Genomic DNA, 17,723 nt, shown 5'->3' with positions numbered 1-17,723 from the left:
GATGCACTACCACCAATACTACCCGGTCGATGTGATTAACGGCCCCGGCACCCGTGCCACCCTGTTTGTCTCGGGCTGCGAGCACCAGTGCCCAGGTTGCTACAACCAGAGCACCTGGCGGCTCGATGGCGGCAAGCCGTTCGATGAGGCGATGAGCGATCGCGTCATTGCGGATCTCAACGACAGCCGCATCAAACGGCGAGGTCTGTCGCTCTCCGGCGGCGATCCGCTCCACCCGGCCAACGTGCCCCACGTGCTGGCGCTGGTGAAACGGGTACGCGCCGAGTGTCCGGGCAAGGATATCTGGTGCTGGACCGGTTATCTGCTCGGCGAACTGTCAGAGGCCCAGCGTGAGCTGGTGGCCTTGCTGGATGTGCTGGTGGATGGCAAGTTTGAAAAGGCGTTAGCAGACCCGGGCCTGCTCTGGCGTGGCAGCAGCAATCAGCAGATCCACGACCTCAACGCCTGGCGTGATGCGGGTGAGCGAATTCCCTGTCTGGTTTGCAGTTGAAGTCCGGGATGTTTATGGTTAGCCCATTCCAATCCTGACGACATTTTTGAAAAGGAGAGCCGAGATGAACAATCTGCTCAAGATCCTGCTGGCCATTTTCCTGCCCCCTGTGTGTGCGTTTATCCAGGTGGGCTTTAGCCTGCACTTTTTAATCAACATAGTGCTGACCCTGCTGGGCGGTCTGCCTGGCATGGTGCATGCGCTCTGGCTGGTGGTGAGCGACAAGCGCGGCTGATGCCAGCGGATGGTTAGTGAGCTTATTGATGATAAAAGGGCCAACCTCTCGGGGTTGGCCCTTTTGTTCATGTTCATACGAATACTTTTTCGTTAGGATGGGTGACTGACCAAAAGGGCGCGTGTTGAGCGGCCCGCAGTCCGGCAACAAGCACCGGCAAAGAACAAGGAGCGTTACATGAAGTGGAAAGTCGCAGTATGGTCAGGTCTGGCAGTGACACTGTTGCTGGGGTGCTCATCCCGTCAGGAGGTAGCGCAAGAGCGCGCTCCGATCGCTATCCCTCTCGAGCAGTTGTCCAGCTACTGGGTTCAGGAGAAGCAGTGGTCATGGCTTGGCAATGACGAGCCCGCCCTGCCGGCCAAACCGGTCAAGGGGTATGTGGAAGTTCGCTATCAAATTGACGCCAGCGGCACGCCGGTCAAGCCGGAAGTGGTGGCGGCCGAGCCCCCCGGCGAGCTGGAGCAGAGCGCGCTGGCGGCCCTCTCGCGGATCCGCTATAGCCCGGCAGAGGGCAACCCGGATGCCATTCCGGTCGAGGTGACCAACCGCTTCGAAATCGAGATCAACTGATCCCCCACCACTCTGATGCCAGAGAAAGAGAGACCCCGGCCAGGCCGGGGTCACGTTTATTGTTGTTTGCAGTCGTTGTAGGCGGTCTGCCACTCGCCATCCTGATCCCGCAGCTCGACAAAGCCCTCATCCCCCTTGTTCCACCAGACGGCCTCATGTTCGTCCGTATAGCGGGCGCCGGAGGCCGAAATGGCCTGGGGCAGGGTGTAATCCTTGCCGTCCGGCAGTGACAGCTTGATAAAGTTGAGGCTCTCGTCGGAGAGGGAGAAGTAGCGCACCTGCACCTTCTTGCCCTGCTCGCACTGGTAACTGACCGGTTCGCCACCGGTGACTGAGAGGGTATTGCCCTGATTGCAGCCAGCGAGCAGGCCGAGGGCCAGCGCACCAGCGGCCATCATATGTACCTTATTCATGATTACAGCTCCATTGGTGTCATACGGGCGTGAGCCTAACAGGTTGCCGTTATTGTGCAATCCGCACGGCCATTCGGTGCGTCGCTGGCTGTCCGGCATACCACGCGAGTATGAGAGGGTGCAATCAGGAAGGCATCGCCATCAGTAGAGGCCAAGTCTGGTTTCAAACTGGCGGATCAGCGTCTCATAGATGCCGTTGTTTTTGATCTTCTGCAGCCCCTGCTCGAACTGTTTGGCCAGCGCTTCCCCTTGCGGGTGGTGGCGGGAGAAGGCGAGCCAGAAGCCATCAGTGGAGAGCTTGCCAACCTTGACCACCTTGCCGGTCAGCTGCTTCTGCTGGATCTTGAGGTAGCCCGGCATGCCGTTCATCAGGATGTAGTCGACCCTGCCACGTACCAGCATCTCGAGGATCTGGGCATCGGATTTGGCCTGAAAGCGGGTGATCCTGGGGTTTTCCATAAAATCGGTAGGGTAGGTGTAGCCGAGGGTGATGCCCACCCGCTTGCCCTCCAGCGAGGTGAGCTTGAGATCCCGTTGCGGCTCGCTGGCGAGGGCGAAGATGGCAAGATCCTCCTCGAACATGGGGGTATCGTGCCAGTGGTACTGGTAGCGGTTCTCTTCGGTGATAGTGGCGTTGAAGCACCCCGCAAGTTTGCCGCTTTTCGCATCGTGCATGCAGCGGGCGAAGGGGAGGGTGCGAAAGACAATCTCGATCCCTTCGGCGGCGAACACCGCCTTGACCAGCTCAGGCGCCAGTCCGTGGGGCTGGTCATCCTCATTGTCCTTGTCGCGCTCGCAGTAGGGGGCCCAGTCATCTTCGGCGCCAATGACAAGCGGGGTGGCCCCGAGCGGGCTGGTAGCCAACAGTACCAGACAAACCAGCCATTTTTTTAACAACGCGACCATAGGTACACCTCATCGACAGCAGCCTTACAAGCATAGCCGTACTTCTGCGCTGAGCTGTGGTGGTGGGGGGATGACAAGGGAGGAACACGAGGGAGAAAAAAAACACCCCGGCAGGCGACGGGGCGAAAGAGAGCTCATCCATGGGCTGACAACAGTGCTTACAACAGGAAATCAATAACCGAAGCGGGTCGCCTCGAAGCGGTTGAGCAACCGGTGGACGAGGTAGCAGGCCAGCAGGGTGACCACGATGGCAAACAGTATGCTGCTCACCCGGTAGAGGGCGCTGAACACCAGATCGTTGCCCGGAGTGAGGTACTGGCCAAACAGGATGCCGAGGGTGGTGAGGGCGCCAAAGCCGACCCCGGAGCCGCCTGCCTCCTTGACGTGGGCATGGCTGAACAGCATGGCGCCGAGCCACAGTAACGGGGCGACCAGCAGCAGTTGCCCTGACCAGTCATAGAGCAGCAACTGGCCGAGCAAGCCGAAGGTGACACCCAGCAAGGTGCCCATCGCCCGTTTGCGGGCATAACTCAGCGCACCGTTCCAATGCATGGGGAACAGCACCAGCAGGGTTGTGGCCTGGGCAGACATGGAGTCGCGCAGGTCAAACACCTGAAATACCAGAAACGACAGGGTGGCCACCGTGGCACCCAGCAGGGCTTCATGGCGCATCCGGTGCGGCGCCTTGGGGGCCGAGGCGGGCTTGGGTCTGGCCTCCACATCCGGGATCAGCATGGTCATCAGGTAAGCGATCAGCACCGACAGCACGCTCGCCCAGATATTGTTGAGGATCAGGTCGTTGAGGTCGGTCTGCGGATAGCTGGCAAAGTGCAGCATGATGCTGAGGCTCAGCACCCCGTTGGCCCCGAACAGAAACAGGCTGCCCCGCGACATGGCGGCGAAACGGTAGAGAAACAGCAGAAAGGCGATGGGGGTCATCAGCGCCGGATGGCTGCCAAACAGCCCCCCCAGAAGCCCGACCTCCACCCCACAGACCACCGCCGCCGCGATCAGCTGGCGCGCGGCATGGCCATTCATCACCGGCACCATCCCCAGCAGCAGCACCGGCGTGACCGTATAGAAGACCCCGTAATTCCAGCCAAACAGCTTGCAGAGCAAAAAGCCCGTGGTGCAGCCAAAGGCGATGCGCAGGCACTGGCGCAGCTCGTTGCCGGTGAGGGGCCGATACCAGAGGTGAGCGGCAGCACCACCGGCGGGGTGTGCTGGGGCGGTATTGGCCGACGGGTGAGTGGCGTGGTTAGTAGACATAATGGAGCAGGCTGAGCAGGTGGATCTGGCCCCGTGCCAGCATGGCGGTCAGGGCATTGTCCGGCAGCAGTTGCACTGTGGCCCGGGCCCCGGCTGGCAGATGATCGGGGAGCTGCTCCAGCTCGAGGTGCAGCCGCATCCGCTGGGCATCCCGTACCCAGCGATCAGACTCCACCGGCGCGGCCAGTCGACCATTGGCATCAAATTGACCGGCACTCACTCCGGCATCCAGACTGCTTACCCGGGCAGGATAGAGCTGACCCGGCTCGCCATCGAAGGCGACCAGTGCGCGGGTTTGCTCGCCGACATGGCGCAGGCTCTTCTCCCGAAAATCGGCTATGACATCGACCTGTTCCGACACCAGCGCCAGCAGCGGGCTGCCCGCGCTGGCGATACTGCCCGGCTTGAGCTGCAGGTTGGTGATGGTGCCATCCTGATCCGCGTGGACCCGGCTGTAAGAGAGGGCCAGCTGCGCTTGCGCCAGCTTGTTGCGGGCCTGGCGCAGCAACAGATTGTCCTCACCGGTCACGCCACGACTGGCCTTGATCTGGGCCAGTTTGGCCTGACTGGCGCGCAGGTTGGCCTGGGCGCTGCGCAGGGCGCTGTCAGCCTCATCTTTTTGTTGCAGCGAAACCATGTGACGTTGGTAGAGCGCATCGATCCGCTCAGCCTCGCGCCACTTCTGGCTGGCCAGGGTCTCCTTGGCGTTGATCTCGGCAACGGCGGCGGTCAGGGCGGCATCCAGTTCACTGTTCTGCTGCTCTGCCTGCGCCAGCGCAAGGCGGGCTTGCTCCACTGCCAGTTCAAAAGGGGCCGGATCCAGCCTGAACAGCAGATCCCCCTTCTTGACCTGCTGGTTGTTGTGAACGGCGACCTCGATCACCTTGCCGCTCACCTGGGGGGCCAGCTTGGTGACCACCCGGGTCGCCATCGCCTGAGGGGTGAGGGGCATCAGCAGGTCGGCTATCAGAAAATAGGCAAACAAGGTGGCAAAGCCAGCCATGGACCATTTGATCCAGCGGGTAAATTGTTGATCCGGAGTCATCTTATTCTCTCTCTGTGTCGGTCTCGGGAGGGCTTGTATCGCCTCCGGCTTGTCGGTCGTGGTGTTGTTCAATTTTGCTGAGGGCGTTGGCCGAGATCCGCTGCACCGTGGCTTCAAACAGCTGAAGGGTCTGCTCGTCAATGCCCCCCAGAAGCTCCCGGCGGATATTCATGATGCGGTCGGCGATCTGATCGAGCAGGGTCTGGCCGGCCGGGGTCACACAGACGATGCGGGCCCGCTTGTCCTGACTGCAGCAGTGGCGCTCAATCAGACCCTGCTCTTCCAGCTGGCCCAGGGTGCGCATCAGGGAGGGGAGCTCTATCTCGAGGGCTTCGGCCAGGGTCTTCTGGCTGACATGGCTCCCCATGCGGGAGAGTTTCCACAGCGCGGTCCAGCGGGGATGGGTGAGGCCAAGGGGGGCCAGCTCCAGATCGGCGGCAGTACGCCATAGCCGGTGCATCCGCGCTATCTGCTCGGCGAGCGACAGCTCGCGCAACCTTTCCAGATCCGTCATCTTCTCATCCTCAATGTACTTAGCCTGCTAAGCATCATACTTGTTTAGCAGGCTAAGTAAATAGTGTGATGCGGATCATGTTTCTGGTCGGATCTTTCGCTGGTGCGAGTTAGCAGCATTCGAGCCCCTGATATTATTTTCGGGGCTGATCCACTCGAGGCTCTCTTGCCGATTCGGATATTACGCCGTGAATGGAGGATATCCGGTGGTTATTTTCATGAAATTTTCAGCTTCAGCGAGCAGCTCTTTTTTTATCCGCTAATATTGATGGGGTTATAAAACAAGGGGGAAACGGGTTGTGGATGGATATGACAGTGGATGTGTGTATCTGGCAATTGAAGCGCTGTTGAGTGATGGGGAATATGGTGCAGAGTCACACCATGGCGTGAATCGGGAAGGCGCTATCAGAAGTACCGATATCAGTCATGATTTTGACCCCGCCAATATTCCATTGCTGTTGGCAGAATAGACCTGACCGTGTGTGATCCTTGTGAGTTCAAGCCAGTGCTCTGGTATTCGCTGGCTTGACTCATCACTATTTCAATCTCCCCTTTTTGCATCTTTCTCCTCACCATTTTTCATCGTGCGTGCTTCCTGCACGCCGACTCAAACCCTGATGTGGCAAGTCGTGGCACTCGCGTCATGGTGATGACATGGCCCGCTGATTATCACTCAGAGGAGCTGTGACGATAAATGGTCGCAGAGCTTGTTATCTGGCTCTGTTATTTTCACGAAGAGGGGAGATCATCGCATCGTTATTACTGCTGATCATCCAAATATCCGCCATTATGGTCGCTAGTTTTATCACCCTGTTTCCTGACTTGGTCGGGTATCGGATGTCTGGTGTTCTATTGTGCTGCGCACGTTAGCGGCAACATGATGTTTAAGTTTTTAATGTTTTTATATGGCTTTGCAGTCTGGCTAACCGACAGGAGTGAGGGGGATCAATAAAGTAGCGGTCACAATCACACGCAGAGTACATAACAATGAAAAACCTCTCTCCCCTACAAACCACACAAGAAAAGGCCGCCTTTATGGGCGGCCAACAAATTGCCGGTATGCCGCTCTTTATATTTCTGGGGTTGGCAACCTGTGTTCTCTTTTCCGGCTGGAATGGCTCGCTGCCGCTGGGCATGGTCGGTGCGCTGGCGCTGATGTTCGTGCTGGGCACCCTACTGACCGAGCTGGGGGAGCGGCTCATGCCGATCCGTGAATATCTGGGGGGCGGCACCATCCTCGCCATCTTTGGCGGCGCCGCCCTGTTCGAATACCAGCTGCTGCCGGTGCAGGCGGGGCAGGTCATCACCAACTTCATGAAGGAGGGAGGCTTTCTCAACTTCTTTATCGCCAGTCTGGTGACCGGTTCTGTGTTCGGTATGAGCGGCGCTTTGCTGAAAAATGCCGCCATGCGCTACCTGCCGGTCATTCTTGGCGGCGTGACGCTGGCACTGCTGAGCGTGGGGCTGGTCGGTTCCCTGATGGGGTATGGCTTCAAGAATGCGGTGCTGCTGATCGGCCTGCCCATCATGGGCGGTGGCATGGGCGCCGGTGCGGTGCCGTTGGTGGAGATCCTCTCCGGCCCGATGCAGATGTCCAGTGCGGACCTATTGTCACGCATGGTACCGGCGGTGGTGATCGCCAATACCCTGGCCATTCTGGTGGGCTCCCTGCTGGCGCGGCTCGGTCGCCGTTATCCCTCCCTGACCGGCAACGGCAAGCTGATGGTTAAAGAGAGTAGCCAGAGCATTGCCGATGAGCAGGCCGAAGCGCCGACCCTGCAGAGTCTGGGTATGGGGCTTTTTATCAGCTCCAGCATGTTTGTGCTGGGTTCCCTGCTTGGCAACTTTATCCCCATGCACCCCTTCGCCCTGATGATTTTGGCCGTCGCCTTTATCAAGGTGAGCGGCCTGCTGCCGCGCCGTTATGAGCAGGCGGCGGCCGACTGGTATCAGTTTGTGGTGGGCAACCTCACTCCCTCCCTGCTGGTGGGGATCGGCGTCGCCTATACCAGTATTCCGGAGCTTATCAGCGCCTTCTCCATCAGCTACTTCGTGCTGGTCATGGTCACCGTGATCGGTGGCGCCCTCGGCGCGGCGCTGGTGGGCCGGATGATCGGTTTCTATCCCATCGAGGCGGCCATCACCGGCGGACTTTGTATGGCCAACATGGGCGGCACCGGCGACGTAGCCGTGCTCTCGGCGGCCCAGCGGATGAAGTTGATGCCCTTTGCCCAGATCTCCTCTCGCCTTGGCGGCGCCGTGATGCTGATCTTGGCCACCGCCCTTATCTCCCTGCTCGCCTGATACCGGATTGAGGAACAAACAAAATGAACGACATCATGATGGGCACCAGCCTGCCCTATGCCGAGCGCAAGCGTCAGGGCGTGCGGGGCCGCATGCCGCATAAGGAGGAGTCCCTCTCCCAGCAGCGGCGCCGGATCTACCGATTGGTCAGCGCCATGCAGAGTCCGTTTGACCAGCATCTGCTGCTGCGCCAGCTGCAGGAGGACAACCCTGTGCTGTTCTACGATCTGGTGCGCCACCACCTGCCGGAGCTGCTGCCAATCATCTACACCCCGGTGGTGGGGGAGGCGTGCCAGCGCCACAGCGATCTCTATCTGCGCAGCCACGGCCTCTACCTCTCCTGGCATGACAGGGACGATCTCGACGACATCCTCGAGTCGGTAGAGCAGGAGGTGGATGTGATCGTCATCTCCGACGGCGAGCGGGTGCTGGGGCTCGGTGATCTCGGTATCGGTGGTATGGGGATCTGTATCGGCAAGCTGGCGCTCTACTCCGCCGCTGGCGGCATCAACCCGGCGCGCACCCTGCCGCTCTGTGTCGATGTGGGCACCAACAACCCCGAGCTGCTGGAGGATGACTCCTACCTCGGCTGGCAATCCCCGCGTATCGACGGCGAGAGCTACTACCACTTCATGGACAAGGTGGTGGCCGCCATTCGCAAGCGCTGGCCGCAGGTGGTGCTGCAGTTTGAAGACTTTGCCGGCAAGCATGCCGCCAACCTGCTGACCCGTTATCGGGACGAGCTCTGCATGTTCAACGACGATATTCAGGGCACGGCGGCGGTCGCCTCCGCTTGCGTGCTGGCCGGGTTGCAGCAGGCGGGTACCGCCCTGTGCGATGCCCCGGTGCTGATCGTCGGCGCGGGTTCTGCCGGTTGCGGCATCGCCGCCATGCTGGCCCAGCTGGCGGGGAGTCACGACGGCGTCTGGCTGTTTGATCAGGACGGAGTGGTCTGCAGCGATCGTCCCAATTTGACCCACGCCCAACAGCCATTTGCCCGTGCCGTGGAGGAGGGGAGCAGTTCGCTGCTGGAGACCATCCGCCAGGTGCGCCCGGCGGTCTTGATTGGCGTGAGCGGTCAGGGTGGCCTCTTTACCTGCGAGATATTGCAGGCGATGGGGGAGGTGTGCGAGCAGCCGGTGATCCTGCCACTCTCCAACCCGACCCGCAGCGCCGAGGCTACCCCCGAGCAGGTGTGGGCCGCCACAGATGGCCGCGCCCTGCTGGCGACCGGTAGCCCGTTTGCGCCGGTGACGGTGGCGGGCGAGCGGCGGGTAGTCTCCCAGTGCAACAATGTCTATGTCTTCCCGGGGATTGGTCTCGGTGCCTGCGCCGTCAAGGCGCGCCGCATCAGCGATGGCATGTTGCTGGCCGCGGTGCGGGCTGTCGGCGCCTATCCGCTGGTGGCGGGTAGGCTGCTACCCCCCATCGAGCAGGTGGGAGAGGTGGCCCGCGCCGTCGCCAGAGCGGTGGCACTCTGTGCCCGCGAGGAAGGATTGGCCGATTTTGTCGGCGATCCGGCACCTTTGATTGACCAGACCTGGTGGCATCCGCACTATTGGGCAGCGTCCTGACGTTTTAAGGTATGTGCATGAAACTTCGCCACCAGTTGGTCACCCTCTCTCTTGGGCTTTCCCTGCTGCTGATCCTCATTCTGGGCAGCCTGCTGGCCCTCTTTATCCGTCATCTGCTGGAGAGCAATCTGCAGGATAAGGGGAGCGATCTGGCACGGGTCATGGCGGCGGACACCCGGGTGGTCGAGGCTCTGCGTCAGGGCAGTGATCCTACCCTGCGCGACTATGTGGAGGCGGTCTGCAACCGCACCGACGCCACCTATATGGTGGTGACCGATGAGCATGGTCGCCGCCTCAGCCACCCCAACCCCGAGCTGGTGGGGCAGAAGTTTCGCGGCGAGGATATCTGGCCCGCGCTGCAGGAGCGGCGCAGCTACTGCTCCAAGGATCGGGGCACCATGGGGCCAGCGATCCGCTGCTTCTCCCCGGTGGTTGGCGGGGATGGGCGCGTCATGGGGGCCGTGGTGGTGGGCTACCTGATGCAGCAGGTGGAGGGCATCTATATGGAGCGGGTGGCCCTGCTCATCTGCGCCATTGTGGCGGTGCTGGGGTGCGGCCTGCTGCTGGCGCTCTGGGTGCAATACCTGCTGCGCAAGACCCTGCTCGATCTGGAGCCGGAGGCGATCGTGCGCCGTTTCACCCTGCAGGATCTGGTGCTGGAGCACATCACCGAAGGGGTGATTGCCCTCGATGGCCGCGGCAATATCAACATGATCAACAGCACCGCCAGCTATCAGCTGCGGCTGCCGGTCACCGGGCGCCATGCCCTGCAGGGGCAGTCGCTGGCGGAGCTGGTGCCGCCCCTCGCCCCCTGTCTGGAGCAGGAGGGGGGCGAGGTGAGCTTTACCATTCAGGGAGAGTCCTTCGTCGGCCGCTGGCAGGCGGTGCAGGGCAAGGCGCCGGGGCGGTTGCTGATCTTCAGCCGTCCGGAGGTGGCCGCCAGTCTGGGGGTGCAGGTGACCCACCTGCGCCAGTATGCCGAGATGCTGCGGATGCAGAGCCACGAGTTCGCCAACAAGCTCAGCAGCCTCTCCGGCCTGTTGCAGCTGGGCCATGTGGATCAGGCGGTGGAGCTTATCCAGCAGGAGAACGAAGCGTGCCAGACCATGCTGCAGGAGCTGCTGCGGCTGATCGACAACAAGCCGGTGGCGGGGCTTATTCTCGGCAAGTTCAGCCGGGCCCGCGAGCTGGGGGTGACCCTGGAGCTCGATCCCGATTCGGCGCTGGCGGAGTATCCGGCCTCGGTCTCGGCCGATCTCATTACCCTCATTGGCAACCTGCTGGATAACGGTCTGCAGGCGGCCTGGCGCAACCGCCAGCAGCGGCCGCCCCGGGTGCTGCTCTCTCTGTGTGATGTGGGGCGGCGACTGGTGATCGAGGTGGAAGATAGCGGCGAGGGGGTCGACGAGGCGCTGGCCGATCACCTGTTCGATTACGGGGTGAGTCGCCAGAGCGGCGATCACGGAGTGGGTCTGTTCCTGGTCAAGGAGACAGTGGGTCGGCACGAGGGTGTGATAGAATGGCGGCGAACCGCCGAGCAGACCACCCTGTTTGGTATCTACTTGAATAAAAACCAATTAATGTGAGCCATGGACCCAATAATCACGCTTGTTATTGAAGATGACGATCGGATCGGTGCCATCTTGTCAGAGCTGGTGGCGGCGACACCCGGTTTCTCCCTGCTGGGGCGGGCCGGCACCCTGGCCCAGGCCGATGCCATGATGGCCGGTGTGGTGCCCCAACTGCTGCTGGTGGATGTCTCCCTGCCCGATGGCTCCGGCCTTGAGTGGGTGAGCCGCCTGCGTAGCCACAACCGCGAAGCCTACGTCATCATGGTGACTGCCTCGCGGGATGTGGAGACCATCCAGCAGGCCCTCAATCTGGGGGTTCATGACTACGTCATCAAACCATTGCGGCTGTTTCGCATTCAGCAGAGTCTGGACGAGATCCTACAACTGCACAGCCGTCTGTGCGAGCGGGGTCGGCTGGAGCAGGAAGATCTCGACAAGCTGCTGGGCAAGGGGGGGCGCTCCCAGATCAAGGAGATGCGTGTCACTCCCAAGGGGATCGACAGCATCACCCTGCGTCAGGTGCTGGATCTGCTGGCGGGCGAGCCGGAGAACGTCTTCTCCACCGACACGGTGGCGCTGCGACTCTCCCTCAGCCGCACCACGGCGCGCCGCTATCTGGAGTATCTGGAGTCGGAAGACCGGGTGGATGTGGATCTCAACTATGGTCAGCGGGGGCGGCCGGAGCGGCGCTACCGCTGGCGCCGGGCCGGTTGAGATGCTCACTGGCGTGCATTGTAGAAACAACAAGGGAGCCATGGGCTCCCTTGTTGTTTCCGGACAATGTTGGTTCTCAGGCGGCTTCCCGTTCTGCTACCGGCGCACGCCCCTTCAGCTGGGAGGCCATCACCCCGCCCAGGATCAGCCCGCCACCCAGCAGGTGGTAGCCATGGATCGGCTCGCCCAGACCGACGACTGCGATCAGCGCTGTACAGAGCGGCATCAGGTTCATAAAGACCGAGGTGCGCTCGGCGCCCATGCAGGCGAGGCCGCGCATCCAGCAGTAAGCCGCCAACAGGGAGGAGGCGAGCCCGGCGAAGAGCACCAGTCCCCACCCTTCGGCTGGCACCACCATCGAGTCGGCGCTGAGAGCGAGCGGCACCAGCAGCAGTACGGCCAGCAGGATTTGCATGTAGAGGTTGAGCCAGGGGCCAAACGGCAGGTGCCAGCGGCGGATCAGCAGGCCGTAGAGGGCATAGCTGGCGGAGCCCAGCAACATCATGCCATCCCCCGGGTTGATGCCGTTATGGAGCAGGGCCAGTGGTTCGCCCTTGCCAAGCAGCCAGAACACCCCGAACAGGGAGAGACTCATGCCGAGCAGTGCCTGTTTGCCGGGACGCTGGCCGAAGAAGAGCGCCCCTTGCAGCAGGGTGAGCAGTGGAATGAGGGAGCCGATCACCCCCATATTGGTGGCCGAAGTGCTGTGGGCGGCGTAATAGGCCAGACACTGGTAGAGCACCATACCGAGGGCCGCCAGCACCAGCAGCTTGCCGAGCCAGGGTCGAACCTCGCTACGGCGGCGCCAGAGGGTGGGCAGGCAGAAGGGGGTCAGCGCCAGGGCGGCAATCACCCAGCGATAGAAGGAGATAGCCGCGGGGTCGAGCACGCTGGCGGCCGCCTTGGACACCACGGTATTGGTAGCCCAGATCAGCACAGCCATCAGCGGAAAGAGAAGAGGGGAAAAGATTCGCATCAGAGGCTCCTTATTAACAGGGGGCCAAGTCTAACCTTGTCTTTATATTATCAAGTAGCGTAAAACAGACAGATGACCCAGCAGAAAAGACAACTCTTTCTGATGCACCTTATTCCGGCCCACACGGGCTGCGTCTGCCCGCAACTGATGGCTGCTTTTGACCTGTGCCGGAGACCGAGCCAACAGGGCGCTGTATCACGCCTGCTCCTCTCTCTCGCTGACAAGGGGCGCTAATGGCCACTCACCACTTTCAGCCGGTAGATGTCGTTCTGCCCGCTCCCAATCCGCTCTATTTCAGTTACCAGCAGATGCTGGCCGACAGCGCGACCGTGCTGCACTCCCACCCCTGGGGCCAGCTCAACATGATCAGCCTGGGGATCATGGAGATAGAGCTGGGGGATCAGCGACTGGTGGCCCCTGCCGACTACCTTATCTGGGTGCCGGCGGATCTCGACCACACCTCCTACAACGAGCAGACCCTCGACTATACCTCCATCTACGTCAGCCACGAGCTGGCGGCCAAGCTGCCGCCAGAGCCCAGATTGCTGCTGCTTACCCCACTTATTCGCGCCCTGCTGAGCGATTTTTGCGAACGACGGGTAAGCCATATGGCGGATGAGTGGGATCAGCGCCAGGCCGAGTTACTGGTGGAGCGACTGGCGCGCACCCGTTGTCAGGAGAGCTACCTGCCGATGAGTCAGGACAAGCTGCTGGCTCCCATGCTGGCGGCGTTGCACAGCGATCCTGCCGATCCCCGAACTCTGGCCCAGTGGGCCGGACAACTGCATACCACAGAGCGCACCCTGGCGCGGCGCTGCCTGCGGGAGTTGGGGATGAGTTTCGGTCAGTGGCGGGCCCGGCTGCGGCTTCTCAAAGCGCTGGCCTGGCTCAAGGGGGACATGCCCATTCAGGAGATCAGCTGGCGGCTCGGTTACGGCTCCACCTCGGCCTTTATCGCCATGTTCAACCGGGAGCTGGGCTGCTCCCCCCAGCGTTATCGCCTACAGTCAGCCCGATAACAAATTGCCGGACATGTCATCTGATGAAGCAAAACAAGGAGGGCGCCCGCAGGCGCCCTTTCTGATGACATCTGCTTGCGCTAGAAGAAGCCGAGCGGGTTGATGTCGTGACTTACCAGCAGGTTCTTGGTGTTCTGGTAGTGGTCCAGCATCATCTTGTGGGTCTCGCGGCCGATCCCCGACTTTTTGTAACCGCCAAAGGCGGCGTGTGCCGGGTAGGCGTGGTAGCAGTTGACCCAGACCCGGCCAGCCTGAATGCCACGCCCCATGCGCCAGGCCAGATTGCTGTCGCGGGTCCACAGGCCCGCACCCAACCCGTACTGGGTGTCGTTGGCAATGGCCAAAGCATCCGCCTCGTCCTTGAAGGTAGTGACCCCGAGTGCCGGCCCGAAGATCTCCTCCTGGAACACCCGCATCTTGTTCTGACCGGAGAAGATGGTGGGCTGGATGTAGAACCCCCCCTCCAGTCCACTCACCTTGGCCGGGCCGCCGCCGATCAGCATCTTGGCCCCTTCGCCGCGGCCGATCTCCATGTAGCCCAGGATCTTGTCGAACTGCTCGCGAGACGCCTGTGCCCCCACCTGAGTGGCGGTATCGAGGGGGTTGCCCTGCACTATGGTGCGGGCACGGGCCAGCACCCTGTCCATGAAGTCGTCATAGATGCTGGCCTGCACCAGCGCGCGGGAGGGACAGGTACACACTTCCCCCTGGTTGAAGAAGGTCATCAGCATCCCTTCTACCGCCTTGTCGATGTAGCTGCTCTCGTGCTGCATCACGTCGGCGAAGTAGATATTGGGGGACTTTCCCCCCAGCTCCACGGTGGAGGGGATCAGCTTGTCGGCTGCGCAGCGCAGGATATGGGCGCCCACTTCGGTCGAACCGGTAAAGGCGAGTTTCTGGATCCGGTTGCTGGTGGCCAGAGCCTGACCTGCCTCGGCGCCGAAGCCGTTGACCACGTTGACTACGCCGGCAGGCAGGATGTCCTTGATGAGATCCATCATCAGCATGATGGTGACCGGGGTCTGCTCGGCGGGCTTGAGCACGCTGCAGCAACCGGCCGCCAGCACAGGGGCAAGCTTCCAGGCGGCCATCAGCAGCGGGAAGTTCCACGGGATGATCTGGCCGACCACGCCGATGGGCTCCTTGAAGTGGTAGCTGACGGTGTTCTGATCCAGCTCGGCGGCCGAGCCCTCCTGAGCACGAATGCAGCCAGCGAAGTAGCGGAAGTGATCCACCACCAGCGGCAGGTCGGCGGCCAGGGTTTCACGCACCGCCTTGCCGTTCTCCCAGGTTTCGGCGATGGCGAGCCGTTCGATGTTCTGCTCGATGCGATCGGCGATGCGCAGCAGCAGGTTGCTGCGCTCGGTGACGCTGGTTTTGCTCCAGCTGGTGAACGCCTTGTGGGCGGCATCCAGCGCCAGCTCGATATCGGCGGCGTCGGAGCGAGCGACCTCGCAGAATACTTTGCCATCCACCGGCGAGATGTTTTCAAAGTAGCGGCCGGCGCGAGGAGCCACCCACTCACCACCGATGAAGTTGTCGTAACGGGACTTGAAGCTGACCAGGGCACCTGCCTGACCGGGAGCGGTATAAATCATCTCATCATCCTTTATGTGTGTGATCCTGACCGGACTGGCTGACAGACCGGTTGGCAGCTGATATCGCAAGGGGCGTGCCAAAGGGTCTGACCAGCAGGCAAAAGGTTACAAAAACGTTATCAAATGGGGTGTAGCGGCGTATCTTGGTTAACCAATGACCACGGCTATTGCGATAAAACTGTACCGTTTCTGGACAGTGGCCGAGACAGTCGTGCTGTTTGTGAACAGGAGGCGTGATGAGTGAGTCACTTCAACCCGGTCCCGGTCCGATCCAGCGTTCCTGGCTGCGCTGCCTGTATCAGGGGCTGAGCCGCCAGCAGAGCGCCGATCTGGACTTGCTGCCCCAGGGGGAGCTGTCGGCCCGTCAGGAGCAGCACAGGGGGCTGATCGCCTGCTTCCAGCGCTTTGTGCTGCCGCTGTTTGCCCAGTTGCTGGCGGGTCGCCCCTGTCGCCTGTTGTTGTGTGACGGTGAGGGGGCCATTCTGGCCGCCAGTGGTGATGAGGGGTTCGCCCGCCATGCCGAGCGTATCTTTTTGCGCAGTGGCGCCCGCTGGGGTGAGGCGAGCAAGGGCACCAACGCCATCGGTACTGCGCTGGCCGAGCAGAGTGAAGTGCAGGTGCTCGGCAATCAGCACTTCTTCGCCCAGCACAGCTTCCTCAGTTGCAGCGCTTGCCCGTTGCTCGGGCCGGATGGGCAATTGCTCGGGGGGCTCGATATCTCCACCGATGCGGCCCATCACGATGGCGACATGCTGGGCACGGTGCGGCTGCTGGCCATGACCCTCGAAAACGCGCTGTTGGCACGTCAGCCGGGATGGCTGGTGGATCTCGATCCCCAGAGCCTCTGGTCCGCTCGCCTGTTGCTGGGAGAGGAGGGGGAACTGCTCGGCGCCAACCGGGCAGGCCGGCTCTGGCTCGGCCAGCACCCTTTCGATGGCAGGCAACTGCTGCGCGAGGGGCGTGGCTTGCGGCTGTTGCCAGAAGCGGACGCGACACCTTCCCGCGCCGTCCTGCCGGGTCACTCAAGCTCGGTGCTACCTCCGCAGCAGGTGCCGCTCAAGATGCTGGAGCGCGGCATTTCGCTGCTTATCGAGGGGGAGACCGGCAGCGGCAAGGAGCATCTGGTGCGGGCCCTGCACCGAGCGTCGAGTCGGCGGGAGCAGCCACTGGTGTGCGTCAACTGCGGCGCGTTACCAGCAGATCTGGTGGAAGCCGAGCTGTTTGGCTATGTGGGCGGGGCCTTCAGCGGTGCCCGCAGCCAGGGCAGTCAGGGTTATCTGCGCGCAGCCCACGGCGGCATGCTGATGCTCGATGAAATTGGCGAACTGCCGCTGCAGGCTCAAACCCGACTGCTGCGGGTATTGCAGGAGCGCTGCGTGACGCCGGTTGGCAGTCACAAGCCGGAGGCGGTGGATTTCTGGCTGGTCAGTGCCAGCCACCGGGATCTGGCGGCCATGGTGCAGAGTGGCGCATTTCGCGAAGACCTCTATTACCGAATCTGCGGCTGGCGCCAGCAGCTGATGCCGCTGCGCCGTTGGCCTGCCGCTGAGCGTCTGGAGCTGATCCTGCGACTGTTGGCGGAGATGGACCCGACCCTGCGCCTGACCCGCGATGCGGAGCAACAGCTGCTGGCCCATCCGCTGCCCGGCAACGTGCGCCAGCTCAAGCAGGCACTGGAAGTGGCCTGTGTGCTGGCAGAGGGGTTGGGTTGGATAGAACCCGCCCACCTGCATCTGCCCAGTGTGGCCACAGAGCCCGGCGTCTTGCCGATGGGGGAGGCGACCAGCTTGCGTGAACAAACCCGGCGGCAGGTGCAGCAAACGCTAGCGGCATGCGGCGGCAACGTCAGCGAGGCCGCGCGCCAGCTGGGGATCAGCCGCACCACCCTCTACCGGACGCTGCGCGAAGCGCCTTGAGTGCTCACTCCCCCTCATCGGTCGTTTTCAAGACGCACATGACAACTGGAGCCCTGCCCATCCAGCCGATATGATGCGCCCTTGCCGGGGGCATTGCGCCCGTTGACTCATCCGTTGGGGATTTTCTGCCATGTTACAACACATAGGGGCGCTGACCCTGCTGGTGGCTGATTACGATCAGGCCATTCGCTTTTTTACCGAGGGACTTGGCTTTGTGCTCCTGGAAGACACCCGGCTCGACGAGCCGGGCAAACCGGGCAAGCGCTGGGTGCGGGTTGCCCCCAAAGGTGCCTCCGGTTCTGCACTGCTGCTGGCACAAGTGGCCAATGCGCAGCAGCAGGCCGCCATCGGCCAGCAGGGCGGTGGCCGGGTATTTCTGTTCCTCGAGACCACTGATTTCTGGGGGGATTACCAGCGTATGCAGGCGTACGGTGTTCATTTTTGTGAACAGCCCCGCGATGAACCATATGGCACCGTGGTGGTGTTTGAGGATATCAGCGGCAACCGGTGGGACTTGTTGCAACGTACTGCTGCCAACTGAATCTGAAAACGTTTATCATCCCGCCTGTCATAAAGTCATAAAAGTGTC

At 61.7% G+C, this 17,723-nt stretch carries 17 protein-coding genes; 10 read left to right on the top strand and 7 right to left on the bottom strand.

Features of this window, described 5'->3' with window-relative positions; translation table 11 throughout:
• The first annotated feature begins 1 nt into the window (after position 1).
• The 3 genes from nrdG to WBR25_RS15180 all read left to right on the top strand — a co-directional run bounded on the left by nrdG (position 2) and on the right by WBR25_RS15180 (position 1,316).
• Positions 2-511: an anaerobic ribonucleoside-triphosphate reductase-activating protein gene (gene nrdG, locus WBR25_RS15190; protein WP_157161204.1), complete on the top strand. Its 510-nt coding sequence runs from the start codon at positions 2-4 to the stop codon at positions 509-511.
• Positions 512-575: 64 nt separating this feature from the next.
• Positions 576-746, top strand: a complete 171-nt coding sequence (locus tag WBR25_RS15185; protein WP_005343870.1) for a YqaE/Pmp3 family membrane protein — start codon at positions 576-578, stop codon at positions 744-746.
• A 177-nt stretch (positions 747-923) separates the two neighbouring features.
• Entirely contained in the window at positions 924-1,316 is a 393-nt protein-coding gene (locus WBR25_RS15180) for a TonB family protein (protein ID WP_479748515.1), read from the top strand.
• A 56-nt stretch (positions 1,317-1,372) separates the two neighbouring features.
• On the opposite strand, the gene WBR25_RS15175 is transcribed toward WBR25_RS15180, so the two are convergent.
• The 5 genes from WBR25_RS15175 to WBR25_RS15155 all read right to left on the bottom strand — a co-directional run bounded on the left by WBR25_RS15175 (position 1,373) and on the right by WBR25_RS15155 (position 5,463).
• A complete protein-coding gene (locus tag WBR25_RS15175) occupies positions 1,373-1,729 on the bottom strand; it encodes an MliC family protein (RefSeq protein ID WP_005338437.1) in 357 nt (118 codons plus the stop codon).
• A 141-nt stretch (positions 1,730-1,870) separates the two neighbouring features.
• Complete coding sequence (locus WBR25_RS15170) at positions 1,871-2,635, bottom strand: substrate-binding periplasmic protein (protein ID WP_371178194.1); 765 nt, start codon at positions 2,633-2,635, stop codon at positions 1,871-1,873.
• A 171-nt stretch (positions 2,636-2,806) separates the two neighbouring features.
• Positions 2,807-3,904: a DUF2955 domain-containing protein gene (locus WBR25_RS15165; RefSeq protein WP_213390061.1), complete on the bottom strand. Its 1,098-nt coding sequence runs from the start codon at positions 3,902-3,904 to the stop codon at positions 2,807-2,809.
• Entirely contained in the window at positions 3,894-4,949 is a 1,056-nt protein-coding gene (locus WBR25_RS15160; protein ID WP_043818894.1) for an HlyD family secretion protein, read from the bottom strand. The genes WBR25_RS15165 and WBR25_RS15160 overlap by 11 nt, the downstream gene beginning before the upstream one ends.
• Position 4,950: 1 nt before the next feature.
• The gene (locus WBR25_RS15155) at positions 4,951-5,463 is read right to left on the bottom strand and encodes a MarR family transcriptional regulator (protein WP_064337040.1); all 513 of its coding nucleotides are present in this window, start codon (positions 5,461-5,463) and stop codon (positions 4,951-4,953) included.
• 986 nt (positions 5,464-6,449) lie between these two features.
• Between WBR25_RS15155 and WBR25_RS15150 the strand changes: the two genes are divergently transcribed.
• Genes WBR25_RS15150 through WBR25_RS15135 form a run of 4 tightly spaced genes read left to right on the top strand, consistent with a single transcriptional unit; the run spans position 6,450 to position 11,625 of the window.
• Complete coding sequence (locus tag WBR25_RS15150; protein ID WP_479748513.1) at positions 6,450-7,766, top strand: 2-hydroxycarboxylate transporter family protein; 1,317 nt, start codon at positions 6,450-6,452, stop codon at positions 7,764-7,766.
• Between the two features lie 23 nt (positions 7,767-7,789).
• Positions 7,790-9,340 carry an NAD-dependent malic enzyme gene (locus WBR25_RS15145; protein WP_100654283.1) on the top strand — a complete coding sequence of 517 codons (1,551 nt, stop codon included), beginning with the start codon at positions 7,790-7,792 and terminating at the stop codon, positions 9,338-9,340.
• Between the two features lie 17 nt (positions 9,341-9,357).
• Positions 9,358-10,926 (top strand): ATP-binding protein, encoded by a 1,569-nt coding sequence (locus tag WBR25_RS15140; RefSeq protein ID WP_479748511.1) that lies wholly within the window; start codon positions 9,358-9,360, stop codon positions 10,924-10,926.
• Positions 10,927-10,929: 3 nt separating this feature from the next.
• Positions 10,930-11,625: a response regulator gene (locus WBR25_RS15135; protein WP_005338420.1), complete on the top strand. Its 696-nt coding sequence runs from the start codon at positions 10,930-10,932 to the stop codon at positions 11,623-11,625.
• Positions 11,626-11,701: 76 nt separating this feature from the next.
• On the opposite strand, the gene WBR25_RS15130 is transcribed toward WBR25_RS15135, so the two are convergent.
• Positions 11,702-12,601, bottom strand: a complete 900-nt coding sequence (locus tag WBR25_RS15130; protein WP_118854185.1) for a DMT family transporter — start codon at positions 12,599-12,601, stop codon at positions 11,702-11,704.
• Positions 12,602-12,834: 233 nt separating this feature from the next.
• Here WBR25_RS15130 and WBR25_RS15125 point away from each other — a divergent pair, with 233 nt between their 5' ends.
• Entirely contained in the window at positions 12,835-13,620 is a 786-nt protein-coding gene (locus WBR25_RS15125; RefSeq protein ID WP_064338498.1) for a helix-turn-helix transcriptional regulator, read from the top strand.
• Positions 13,621-13,700: 80 nt separating this feature from the next.
• Here WBR25_RS15125 and exaC read toward each other — a convergent pair whose 3' ends face one another.
• Positions 13,701-15,218, bottom strand: a complete 1,518-nt coding sequence (gene exaC, locus WBR25_RS15120; protein WP_005358870.1) for an acetaldehyde dehydrogenase ExaC — start codon at positions 15,216-15,218, stop codon at positions 13,701-13,703.
• A gap of 236 nt (positions 15,219-15,454) precedes the next feature.
• Here exaC and WBR25_RS15115 point away from each other — a divergent pair, with 236 nt between their 5' ends.
• The gene (locus WBR25_RS15115) at positions 15,455-17,134 is read left to right on the top strand and encodes a sigma-54-dependent Fis family transcriptional regulator (RefSeq protein WP_479748508.1); all 1,680 of its coding nucleotides are present in this window, start codon (positions 15,455-15,457) and stop codon (positions 17,132-17,134) included.
• A 130-nt stretch (positions 17,135-17,264) separates the two neighbouring features.
• Positions 17,265-17,675, top strand: a complete 411-nt coding sequence (locus tag WBR25_RS15110; protein ID WP_479748506.1) for a VOC family protein — start codon at positions 17,265-17,267, stop codon at positions 17,673-17,675.
• Positions 17,676-17,723: the final 48 nt, after the last annotated feature.

It is taken from the genome of Aeromonas sp. MTB (genome assembly GCF_056632455.1).
The sequence above is the reverse complement of the archived record's forward strand: the minus strand, read 5'-3'. Positions and strand labels throughout refer to the sequence as shown.